Origin of the sequence: Paraburkholderia sp. BR14312, assembly GCF_040948675.1 — a bacterium.
GTDB classification, from domain to species: Bacteria; Pseudomonadota; Gammaproteobacteria; order Burkholderiales; family Burkholderiaceae; genus Paraburkholderia; species Paraburkholderia nodosa_A.
The window spans coordinates 257,467-269,658 of the sequence record NZ_JBFPKI010000011.1 but is presented as its reverse complement, the minus strand read 5'-3'; the positions used below and the strand labels follow the sequence as shown (position 1 = coordinate 269,658).

The 12,192-nt window shown below is 61.3% G+C and carries 7 protein-coding genes; 1 reads left to right on the top strand and 6 read right to left on the bottom strand.

The annotated features are described in order from the left end of the window. Nucleotides 1–8: 8 nt before the first annotated feature. The 6 genes from AB3X98_RS29265 to AB3X98_RS29240 form a co-directional block, all read right to left on the bottom strand. Nucleotides 9–296, bottom strand: a complete 288-nt coding sequence (locus AB3X98_RS29265; protein WP_368603458.1) for a YtcA family lipoprotein — start codon at nucleotides 294–296, stop codon at nucleotides 9–11. Nucleotides 297–299: 3 nt separating this feature from the next. Next, nucleotides 300–659 (bottom strand): hypothetical protein, encoded by a 360-nt coding sequence (locus AB3X98_RS29260; protein WP_368603457.1) that lies wholly within the window; start codon nucleotides 657–659, stop codon nucleotides 300–302. 49 nt (nucleotides 660–708) lie between these two features. After that, nucleotides 709–1,005: a hypothetical protein gene (locus tag AB3X98_RS29255; protein WP_368603456.1), complete on the bottom strand. Its 297-nt coding sequence runs from the start codon at nucleotides 1,003–1,005 to the stop codon at nucleotides 709–711. A 492-nt stretch (nucleotides 1,006–1,497) separates the two neighbouring features. Continuing rightward, nucleotides 1,498–2,451, bottom strand: a complete 954-nt coding sequence (locus AB3X98_RS29250; RefSeq protein ID WP_368603455.1) for a 3-hydroxyacyl-CoA dehydrogenase NAD-binding domain-containing protein — start codon at nucleotides 2,449–2,451, stop codon at nucleotides 1,498–1,500. Nucleotides 2,452–2,758: 307 nt separating this feature from the next. Then, nucleotides 2,759–5,359 (bottom strand): ATP-binding protein, encoded by a 2,601-nt coding sequence (locus tag AB3X98_RS29245; protein WP_368603454.1) that lies wholly within the window; start codon nucleotides 5,357–5,359, stop codon nucleotides 2,759–2,761. Nucleotides 5,360–5,392: 33 nt separating this feature from the next. After that, a complete protein-coding gene (locus AB3X98_RS29240; protein WP_368603453.1) occupies nucleotides 5,393–6,055 on the bottom strand; it encodes a response regulator transcription factor in 663 nt (220 codons plus the stop codon). A 565-nt stretch (nucleotides 6,056–6,620) separates the two neighbouring features. Here AB3X98_RS29240 and AB3X98_RS29235 point away from each other — a divergent pair. After that, entirely contained in the window at nucleotides 6,621–12,167 is a 5,547-nt protein-coding gene (locus AB3X98_RS29235; RefSeq protein ID WP_368603452.1) for an AAA family ATPase, read from the top strand. Nucleotides 12,168–12,192 lie beyond the last annotated feature (25 nt).

Here is a 12,192-nt window from a genome sequence, read left to right as displayed (position 1 = left end):
AAGCGGATTCAATATTGGAACAACGCCAGCCAGAGGGCGAGTGACAGGAATGCGACCAGCGTGGGATACACCACGGCGGAGGGCGCCAGCAGGTGGTCCACCGCGAAGCGCTTCAGAACCAGATAGATGACGACCGTCAACACGACGCCCGCGACGATGCAAAACAGCCAGTCGGGAAAGTACGCGCCGAGCACGTTGAGCGAAGGCGCGTAGTTTGCGCACCCTGAAACGGACATCGTTGCTATCACGGCGGCGCCAATTGGACGCTTCGGATCTCCGACCGTGGTGAGTGGCATCTGTCACTCCGCCTGCCAACCGGATTTCGCCCCTTGCAGTTGCGCGCCAACGTGTGAAAAAGCGTCCCCTGCTCGCAAGGCTGCATAAGTCGCCACGAAACGGTGCGCGTCACGGCTTAGCAGCGCGGCCTCGACGGCACCAAAAGCGCGTTCCATTTCTGAACGGCCTGCAGGCGTGGAATAGCCACTCTCGATTATGTGAGTCGCTTCTTCTTTCAATCGGCAGATGAGGCTGGAGGCGCACCGACTATCGAGCGTCCCGTCGAGAACGGATACTTCGATCGCGGTGACCAGTGCCGCCACCGCAACGTCGGATGACCCATCGGCACTGCTGTTATCCACCGAACCTTGCGACTCATTCATACGATTCTCCTCCTGGCCAATCACGCGCAAGCGGCGATGTGCAATGTCTTCATTGCGCAGTTTTCGTTATGGACGATTCAGCGCCGTCCTGCAGGGGATCGCACGCGTCATCGTCGTTCGCGCGCGCGAGCGGCAGCCGTAGTGATACGTCCTCGCCGCCCGCTGATTTCTTATCCTTTGGTGCCCATGCAGTGCGATATATCTCGACGACATAGTCGCGAGCGTCGCACTGCTCGTTGAACAATCGTTCATAGAACCCTCGGTGTCGTTCGTGCGCCGACATATCCAGAACCCAGCACACTGCCAGCACAAGCAACGCCCATACGAATCGCTCGGTAAGTCTCATTCCAAACGCCCCCGACCTGTCAGAGCGACGTGGCCCGCGTGCCATTCTCGTGGGGCGGTGCACAGGCGAAAACCAGAAAAACGAGCTTGCCCCCGCAGTCGACCAGCGAGATCAGCGGGATCCACATCGCATCGGCGAACGCAAGTGGAAGCCTGGAGCCGAGTGCCAGAATGCTGGACGCCACCGCGCACGACGTGCTCCGAAGTCGTATGAATCAGGAATCCAAAGTCATTTTCGGCTTGCCCGAACATTTCCCGCCTCTTCGCGTCGCACCTTCGTTCTCGAACCGGCGCCAGTGAGCGGGGCATCGAAAGCGAGCCGCGAAACTGTACCGTCCACGCTTGCAAGGTAGCCCGGCAACGCGAAGAAATCTATTGTACGAAGGGGTCGGTGGTCCTGACTCGCTGTTTGCCCGACTCATCCTTTGGTATAGGGGCCGGCGCAGAACACGAACGAACGGAAGAAACAGCGCTTATCGGGCACACGCATTTTTCATGAGGTGCTTGCCTCAGAGTCCGCACCCTGGCGCAGTTTCAGCAGGTCAAGCAGCATGCGCTCGCATTGCGCCGTGAGGTCGCCAACAGACTGGCCCGCTGCCTCGCGCCGCGCACCGTCGATGATCGCCTGCTGCATATTCGGCGTCAGTTCGGGCGACCCTAGCGATTTCCACCACGCGGTCATCGGTCCGGTGAACTGATCGAGGAAATTCTCGATGCCGCCTTTTCCGCCGCCGAGGTGAAACAGCATGGTCGGTCCCATCAATCCCCATCGCAGTCCGGGGCCATGACACACTGCGGTATCGGCATCCGACACGCTCACCACGCCCTCCGCCACGAGATGCACCATCTCCCGCCACAACGCTGCCTGTAGCCGGTTCGCCACAAGACCCGGCACCTCCTTGCGAACACGGATGGTGCGCTTGCCAAGCGAGGTATAGAAGGCCGTGACCTTGTTGACGGTCTCCTCTGACGTCTCTTCGCCTGCGACGACCTCGACGAGCGGAATGAGATGCGGCAGGTTGAACGGATGCCCGATCACGCAGCGTTGTGGATACGACTTGCAGCCCGCCTGGATGTTGCTCATCGTGAGGCCGGAGGAACTCGACGCGATGGGTACGTCCGGTGGAAGTAGAACGTCCAGCCCTTCGTACATCGCGCGCTTCAAGTCGATCCGTTCGGGACCATTCTCCTGGACGAAGCCAACGTCCGCCACGGCGCCCGGCAAGTCGCGCGTGAAGGTGAGACGGGAGCGCGAGGCTCGAGGCGCGAGGCCAAGCGCATCGAGCGCCGGCCACGCCGCGTCGACATATTGCTTCAAGCACTGCTCGGCGTCCGGCCCCTGGTCGAATGCGACGACGTCGAGTCCTTTCGCGAGAAACAATGCGGTCCAACTCGCGCCGATCACTCCCGTGCCAATCACCGCAACACGGTTGAATTGCTTCGTCACTGAGACATTCCTTATCGTCAGATGCGCAATGCGTAGCGTCACGAACGCGAGGGACCCCGTTGTCGCTCGCACGCCATGCTGCCGCCCAGCCTGGGTATTCAGGCAGAAGTTAATTCAATCTAGCAATGTCACGACCGCAAAACATTGGAGAATGCAACGAGAGTCTTTGTGCATTTCGACAATCGCGTCCCACCGAGGCCGAACGGCTGCGAATGGACAAGCAGGAAGGGGAAATTGAAGGGTCGCATGGCGCATCGCCACGACTCGCGAAGCGCCGGCACGAACCCGTTATTAATGTGAACGGACCCTATGGGGCACAGTTCGGCAGCACGAACTGAAAGACTGCGCCATGCGGCGCATTCGGCCTCGCCCATAGATGGCCGCCATGGGCTTCGACGATCGACTTGCATATCGATAGTCCCATGCCCATACCGACTAGCTTCGTCGTAAAGAATGGCTCGAACAGCCGGTCGGACGTCGCCGGATCGAGCCCTGCGCCGGTGTCCTGAACGGCAACGCGGATACCGCCCATTTCCGCGGCCTGTGCCGTGATCGTGAGCGCTTTCGGATCGGGAGTCGCTGCGGCCATCGCTTCGATCCCGTTCATGATCAGGTTAAGCAGCACCTGCTGCAGTTGCACCGGGTCGCCGAATACGAAACCGATGTCTGCCGCCAGATCGGTGCGAAGCGCCACGCCCTGCTCCTGCAGTTCGACCCGGGTCAGTGCCAGCACGTCCGCGATGGCGTCGTTGATGTCGACCTTCGTCAGTTGCGGCCCCGACTTCGATACGAGCGCGCGCAATCCGCGGATCACGTCGCTCGCGCGGTGCGCGTCGTGAACGATGCGGGCCATCGCGCCGCGCATGCTATCGAGATCGGGATTCTCGCGGTTGAGCCAGTTCATGCATGCGGTGCCGTTAGCGGAGATCGCACCCAGCGGCTGATTAATCTCGTGGGCAATCGAAGCGACCAACTGGCCCATGGTCGTCAGGCGGGCGATGCGCGAGAGTTCCGTTTGCGCATCGCTGAGCGCCTCCTCCGCACGCTTGCGCTCCGTGATGTCCATTACGGTGCCGATGAATTCCAGTGCCCCGGATGCCGTGATATCGGGCTGCCCCACCACCTGCAGATATCTGACGGCTCCGCCCGGGAGTTCGATGTGATGCTCGTGCCGGAATCGCCGTCTTTCGCGTACGGCGCCTTCGAGCACCCGCTCGAACGACGTTCGTTCTTCAGGACGGATGCGCCCCAAGAACGACTCATACGACGCCTGCTCCTTCGTTTCGAACCCGAAGATGCGCCGCAGCTCTTCCGAAGACGAAACATCGCCGGTTTCGGGCCGCCACCGCCAGCTGCCGGTGTGGCTTATCTTCTGTGCCTCGTTGAGCGATGCCTCGCTCGCTCTGAGCGCCTCTTCGGCATCGCATCTATCCGCGTTTTCGTGAACCAGCTCGGCGTAGAGACGCGCGTTTTCCAGCGAGATCGCCGCCTGCGACGAAAGGAGTTCCAGCACCGCGATCCGGGCGGGCTGAAAAGCATGCGAGGCGAGACTGTTCTCGAGGTACAGCATGCCGATCAGCTCGGCCTGCTTGATCAGCGGCAGGCACAGGATGGAGCGCACGGGTTTGTGACTGAAGTACGCGTCGGCAGGCTGGGCGCAGAGCGTTCGCACGTCGTCGACAATCGCGGGCTGCTTGCTGCGCGCGACCTGATTGAGGATGAATACCGGCGCCTTCGCCGACGTGACCGGCGCCGGCACGATGTGCACCCGCACGGCCCCGCGATCGATACTCGCTTCGGCTTCGACGCGAAGTTTCCCCTCCTGGGGGAAAACCAGCAGCCCGTAGTCTGCTCCAGCGTGCTCGACGGCCAGCACCATCAGTGTTTCGATCAGCTTGTCGCTAACGATCTCGCTGGCTATGGCTTGAGACATTCTGACGACGGTGCCAAGGTCGATCTGCTCGGTCGAAGCTTCGATTGTCGGCAACAAGGCGGCCGGCGCACGCTCGCGCAATTCAGGGTGCCGCTCTTCGAACTGGGCAGCGAGCGCGAGACCGGGGCCGCGCTGACCAGAATCGAGTGTTTCGATCTGGGCGGCAGCCTCCCATGCTGCGAGGCACTTTCCAAGGTCGGCCGCCACCCCAGCGGCCGTTTGATAGCGCTCCTCGGCAGTCTTTGCCAGAAGCTTCATCAATACGCTCGAAATCTGCAGGGGTGCCCCGGTCGGACCGTCGCTGGGCGAAATGGGCTGGCGCGCGACGTGGCAATCGATCAATTCGATCGGATCCTTCGTGGCGAACGGTAGCGCACCGGTCAGGATTTCATACAGCGTGACGCCCAACGCGTAGAGATCGCTGCGGGAATCGACGCAGCGGTTCATCCGGCCCGTCTGCTCGGGTGCCATATAGGCAGGCGTTCCAGCAATGATTTCGGGCCGGTCAGGAAGCCGATGCTCACGCGGATGCCGCAAAGCGATGCTGAACCCGGTCAGCCATGCGTGGCCACGGACCATGTCCACAACGACGTTCGCGGGCCTGATGTCGAGGTGCATCAGCCCTCGCTCATGCATGCGGTCAAGCGCCTGTGCGAGCGCGATCCCGACACGTAGAAAGCTTGGAATGTCCAACGGATGACCGACGAGACAATCAAGCGGCTCCCCGCCCGGGTCCTCGAGCACAAGCGTCGCACTGCCTTCGAAGTGCAACAGCGCGATAGGCCGCGCCGCCCAGTCGGAGCTGAGCTCGGGTTCGAGCGAATATTCATGCTCTAGCCGTTTAACCAGCTCCGCACGCTCTGATTCAGCCGGCGTGACGAGCAAAATAGGGTTCAGCCCGTCGCGAGTGCCGCGGCGCAGCGTGTACTCGCCGGTCCGCAGCGTGGTCAACCGATAAGTAGAGAGATCTACCATGTAGAACGCACCCCGGGCCGAAGAGACCGTCGCTCAGGCTTCTGGCTCGACCCCCAAGGCCGCTGCCATCCTGACAAGCTCCGCCACGGAGCGTGCCGCCATCTTTTTCATCACCTGCGCCCGATGGATCTTCACCGTCACTTCCCTGACGTCCATCTCAGAGGCGATCTGCTTGTTCAGCAAACCCGCTATGACGTAACCCATGACTTCTCGCTCGCGCAACGAAAGTAATTCGTAAGCCTTGCGAAGTGATGCCACCGATTGTTCCGCGACGAGCCGTTCATGGTCGCGCGCCAGTGCCTGGACAACGGCATCCAGCATGTCCTGCTCACGAAATGGCTTGGTGAAAAAGTCCAGCGCTCCAGCTTTCATTGCCCTGACCGACATCGGAACATCGCCGTACCCCGTCATGAACAGAACCGGCATGCGCAGGTCGCTCTTTGCGCCTTCCTGCTGGAAGGCAAGGCCGCTTTCGCCACGCAATCTGACGTCGAGAATCAGGCAGGAAGGTATGTCGGCCTTGGGGAATGCGAGAAATTCCCTGGGCGAGGCAAAAGTCTCGACATGCAGGCCGAAGGAATCCAGCAGGTTCGTCATCGCGATGCGCATCGACTCATCGTCGTCGATGACATAGACCACCGATTGTGCGCCCCCGCCCATCCCGGCGATCGAAGTCGAAACCGGTATCGCACTCATCCTCTTTCTCCATGTGGGAACGCTGCCTGGTGTGTCCGCTACAACGAACCGGATGCCATACCGCGCCACCCCAAAGCGACCAACATCGGCAGACACCGTGGTCCTACCGTGTTCGAGCTTGTGTCGTCTGGTAGAGAAATTTTCCTTTAACGCCCCGGATCTTATCCAATAAATGCTCGCTACAGCAACGCTTAAGTATAGTGCAGTCCGAAAAACTGAAGGATAGCCCGGGCCGGGTACCAGGTTCCAGCGCGGCAATGAATTCCTTAGTCGCTTAACAACGCTCACAGAGCCGCGCGCAAAGTGGGGCGCCGTTACGGGCGAGCGCTAGAACAATCAGTTATGCGATATTTAAACCTGCCGGGCGGCCGTGAAGGTTCTAAATCCGAAAGCAACGCTTTCGCCGGGAGTACGATTGCAGCATGACTGACGTGACTGACGACGACGCGCCGGTCGTCTTTGATCCGCAGCCCAATGATCATAGGAACCCAGGACAGACGGCGCGGCCTGGGTAGACCCTTCCGGTTCAAGCGAGGACAGACCACCCGACACGGGAGCGAGCGAGTTGAGTGTTTCATTCAGTTCATTTGACATCGATACAAGCGATCCCTTTCAGTTCGTATGGGAAGATGGCGAGCGCGCGTTCTATCGGGGATGGCGACTCAGCGCGGATGGCATGCGCGAGTCCGTACTGGTCGTGCGGCCTGTGGACGCCCATCCCAGTCAGGCTGTCGTCGATCGCCTCGCGCACGAGTACGCGCTGGCGAACGAACTCGACGAAGCGGCGGCGGTGCGGCCGCTCCTGCTGGTGCGAGAACATGGCCTCGTGGCGCTCGTGCTGGAGGATCCTGGCGGCGAGCCGCTCGAGCGGCTCGCCTCGCCAATCGACACGGAAAACTTTCTTCGGCTCGCCATTGCAATCGTCGCTGCGCTAGGCAAGCTGCACGCGCGAGGTCTCGTTCACAAGGACATCAAGCAGGCCCACATCGTCGTGAACTGCGCGGCCGGCGCGGCAAGGTTGACGGGCTTCGGCATCGCAACGCAGATCCCACGGGAGCGGCAAACGCCAAGGCGCCCGGAGTTCATCGAGGGAACCCTCGCCTACATGGCTCCTGAGCAGACTGGACGAATGAACCGGTCGGTCGATTCGCGTAGCGACCTGTACGCCCTGGGTGTCACCTATTACAGGATGTTGACGGGTGTCTTGCCGTTCAGCGCGTCCGATCCAATGGAATGGGTGCACTGCCATATCGCGCGTCAGCCCGTGCCTCCAGCGCAGCGCGAGCGGTCGGTACCAGGCCCCGTTTCGACGATCGTCATGAAACTGCTCGAGAAGAGCGCCGAAGACAGGTACCAGACTGCGTTCGGCGTCGAGCACGATTTGCGCTGTTGCCTGGCACAGTGGGAAACGGGGGGACGTATTGACGATTTCCCGCTTGGCGCGCGTGACACACCCGACCGGCTTTTGATTCCCGAGAAGCTCTATGGGCGGACACGCGAACTCGACACGCTGCTCCGCGCCTTTGATCGCGTGAGCGGCGGCGGCAACGTGGAACTGGTGCTCGTCACCGGTCAATCGGGCATCGGCAAGTCGGCCCTCGTTCACGAACTGCATAAGGAACTGGGCCCTTCGCGAGGCCTTTTCGCCGCTGGGAAGTGCGATCAATACAAGCGGGACGTCCCCCATGCGACGCTGGCGCAGGCCCTGCAAAGCCTGCTCCGGCCACTCCTCGGTAGCAGGGAAGCCGATTTGAGCCGCTGGCGTGCCACACTGGACGCAGCGCTAGACCCAGGCGGCGCCTTGATCGTGAACCTGGTGCCGGCGCTCGCGACCGTCGTCGGCGAACAACCGCCGGTTCCTGAGCTTCCTCCCGAAGATGCACAACGCCGCTTTCAGCTCGTGTTCAGGCGCTTCATTAGCGTCTTCGCCACACCTGAGCACCCGCTCGTGCTATTTCTCGACGATCTCCAGTGGCTCGACGCGGCGACGCTCGACCTGCTCGAATTTTTGCTGACGCGATCGGACTTGCACCACTTCTTGTTGATCGGTAGCTACCGCGATAACGAGGTCGCTGCGACGCATCCACTCACCCGCAAGCTCGCCGCAATCCGCGAGGCGGGGGTAGTCGTGCATGAGATCAAGCTTGAACCGCTCGTGCCTGACGTGCTCGGGCAGTTGATCGCCGATTCGTTGCGCTGCGAACCGGAACGCGCAGCACCGCTTGCGCGATTGCTACAAGGGAAGACGAGCGGCAACCCGTTCTTCGCACTCCAGTTCCTGACGGTGCTCGCCGATGAGGGATTGCTCAGCTTCAACCACGCGAAGGGGCACTGGTCGTGGGAACTTCGCCAGATCTACGCCAGGGGTTGCACCGACAACGTGGTCGAACTCATGGTCGGGAAGCTGGGCCGCCTGCCGGCCAGAACCCTGAAGACCCTCCAGTTGCTGGCATGCCTCGGCAACATCGCCGAGGCCGCCACGCTTGCTGCCGTGTGCGAGACCTCGGAGCGAACGGTGGGTGCCAATATGTGGGAGGCGGTCCGTCAACAGTTGGTCATCCGCCAGGAGAGCGCTTACCGATTCACTCACGACCGGATACTCGAGGCAGCCTATTCCCTGATTCCGGCCACCAGCCGGGCAGATATGCACCTGCGAATCGGGCGGCTGCTCGCGGCCCGACTTCCGCCGGCGCAACGGGAGGAGTCAGTCTTCGAAATCGTCAGCCAGTTCGATCGTGCGAAAGCACTGATCGTGACGCCAGAGGAGCGTCATCGGGTTGCCCAACTGAACCTGCTTGCCGGCAAGCACGCCATGATGTCGGCGGCCTACTCGTCAGCGCTCAATTACCTGAAGACAGGCGCGGAGTTCCTGACGGACGACGGGTGGGCGTGCCAGCATCAACTCGCCTTCTCCCTCGCCATTCACCGCGCCGAATGCGAAATGCTGACGGGGGACCTCAAGTCCGCCGAAAGCCGCCTGGCGATATTGTCAACGCGAGCCGAAGATACCGTCGAACGGGCAATGGTTGCGAGCCAGCAAGCCGATGTCTACGTCATGCTTGGTCAGAGTGATCGCACCGTCGCGGTTGGCCTCGATTTTCTGCGACATGAGGGTGTCGACTGGTCTCCTCATCCCACAGCGGAGCAGGCGCGAGAGGAATACGAGCGAATCTGGTCAACGCTGGGCGACCGCACGATCGAAGCGCTCATCGACATCCCCGTCATGAGCGACCTTGCATGCCTTGCCGTTCTCGACGTGCTGACCAAGGTCTTTCCCGCTGCATTGTTTACCGACCTCAATCTCTATTCTCTGGTGATCTGTCGAGCTGTGAATCTTGGCCTCGAGCGGGGCATTTGCGACGCGTCATGCGCCGCTTACGTACGGCTTGGCCTGATAGCCGGTTTCCAGTTCGGTGACTATGCGGCCGGATTCCAGTTCGCGCGGCTCGGCTATGAGTTGGTCGAACAACGCGCGATGAAGCGCTTTCAGGCAAGAACCTATGAGACGTTCGGTCTCGTCGCGCCATGGACGAACCCCGTCCGGACGGCCCGTGAACCTCAGCATCGCGCCTTCGACGTTGCGTGTGCGATCGGCGACTACACTTATGCGGCGTACAGCTGTGCCCACCTCAACACGAATCTTCTACTGGCCGGCGATCCGCTTGTCGAGGTGCAACGTGGCGCCGAACATGGCCTCGAATTCGCGCGGTCGGTTCGGTTCGGATTCGCCGCGGATCTCATCACGCCACAGCTCCAGCTTGCCAGGACGCTTCGCGGATCAACGCGGAAATTCGGATCGTTCGACGATGATCAGTTTGACGAACGCCAGTTCGAGCTGAATTTCTCGAGCAAACCCGCTTTGGCGGCGGTTGCATGCTGGTACTGGATTCGAAAGCTTCAGGCCCGCTTCCTTGCGGGCGACTATGCGATCGCCCTCGAATCCTCATCGATGGCTCAAACTGTCCTGACGAAACATTTAGGATCGCTTGAGATAGTGGAATTCTATTTTTTCGACGCCCTTTCGCGCGCTGCAATCTGCGAGGCCGGATCACCGCTTCAGCGCAGACAGCATCTGGACGCGATGGCTATCGATCACCAAAAACTACAGGCGTGGGCCGAAAATTGTCCGGAGAATTTCGAGAACCGACGAGCGTTGGTGGCGGCGGAAATGGCCCGTCTGCAAGGGGCGGACCTCGAAGAAGTCATGCGCCTTTACGAACTCGCGATACGCTCGGCTCGCGATAGCGGGTTCGTCCACAACGAGGCGCTCGCCTGCGAGCGGGCAGCAAGGTTCTACGCAGCGCGCGGGTTCGAAGCCGTCGCGCGCCTCCATATGCGCCAGGCGCGTTGCGGCTATCTTCGCTGGGGCGCCGACGCCAAGGTGCAGCAACTCGATGAGCTATTCCCGCAGCTCCTGGAGGATGAATCGGACGCGCGCCCGGCAATCACGATCGGCGCGCCTGCGGAGTATCTGGATCTGACTGCCGTCATCAAGATCTCGCAGGCAGTGTTTGGCGAAGTGGTTCCTGAGCGCCTGATCGATACGCTATTGCGTCATGCGATCGAGTATGCGGGCGCCGGGCGCGGTCTCCTGATCACGCCGCGGGACGATGACCTGCGGGTCGAGGCCGAAGCCCTCGCCGGCTGTGACAGGGTCGTCGCGCAGCCAGGGACCGGCGCTGCATTGCCGGAATCGGTCGTTCACTACGTCGCGCGAACTCGCGAAAGTGTGATCCTCGGCGATGCATCGGTCCAGAACCTGTTCTCTGCCGATCCCTATATCACCCGGTTTCGCCCGAGGTCGATGCTTTGCCTGCCGCTGATCAACGGAGCCAAACTGGTCGGCGTGCTTTACCTCGAAAACAATCTCGCGTCGCACGTATTTACCTCGGCGCGCATCGCCATGCTGAAACTGCTGGCATCACAAGCCGCCATTTCGTTAGAAAACTCCCGGCTGTATCTCGACCTGGCGGAACGCGAGGTGAAGATCCGGCGCCTCGTCGAGGCCAATATCATCGGGATCTTCATTTGGCGACTCGACGGCCAGATCGTCGAGGCCAACGATGCCTTTCTGCGGATGGTGGGCTACGACCGCGACGACATCGTCGCCGGCCGGGTCAAACGGGATGGCCTGAGCGCACCCGAGTGGCGCGAGCGCGATTTGCGCACCGTCATCGAACTGAAGACGGCCGGGATCGTGCAGCCCTTCGAAAAGGAATATACCCGCAAGGATGGGCAACGCGTGCCGATCCTGATCGGCTTAGCCGCTTTCGGCGAACAATCCGATCAGGGCGTGGCATTCGTGCTGGATCTGACCGAGCGAAAGCGCGCCGAGACCGAAACACGCGAGGCCGAACAACGCTATCGCGAGATGCAGGCTTCGCTCGCGCATGCGAACCGGCTCGCGACCGTCGGTCAACTCACCGCCTCGATCGCACACGAAATCAAGCAGCCGATTGCCGCGTCGGCCGTCAATGCGCAGGCCGCCATGCGATGGCTGCGCGCCGAGCCGCCCAAGCTGAAAGAGGCCCAACAGGCGCTCGATCGTGTAGTCGCCGATGCCATGCGGGCGGGCGATGTTCTCTCTCGTATACGCGACCTCGTCACGAAGACCCCCCAACACAAAGATCTTCTGCGTATCAACGAAGCCATCGTCGAGGTCGTCGAACTGATCCGGGGCGATCTGACGAAGAACGAAGTAGAGGTAGAACTGGCATTGGCGGATAACTTGCCGCTGGTCCGTGGAGACCGCGTTCAATTGCAGCAGGTGATGCTCAACCTGATACTCAACGCCGTAGAAGCGATGACAGGCAGCCGTGCCGGGCCGCGGGAACTGCTCATTGGCACCGCGCCGGACGATTCGGGTGGCGTGCGCATCACGGTGCGCGATTCGGGGCCTGGCATCGCATCCGCGAATATCGAGCGAATCTTCGAACCGTTCTACACCACGAAGTCCGGCGGCATGGGCATGGGGCTGTCGATCTGCCGGTCGATCGTGGAAGTCCACCGGGGACGAATGTGGGCGGACGCAAGCATGGCTGGCGGCACCGTTTTTCAAGTCGTGCTTCCGGGTCATTACGCGGGCGATGACGCGGAAGATACCTTCGGCTGAGCGGCGGCGCGGCGTTCGTGGCTGC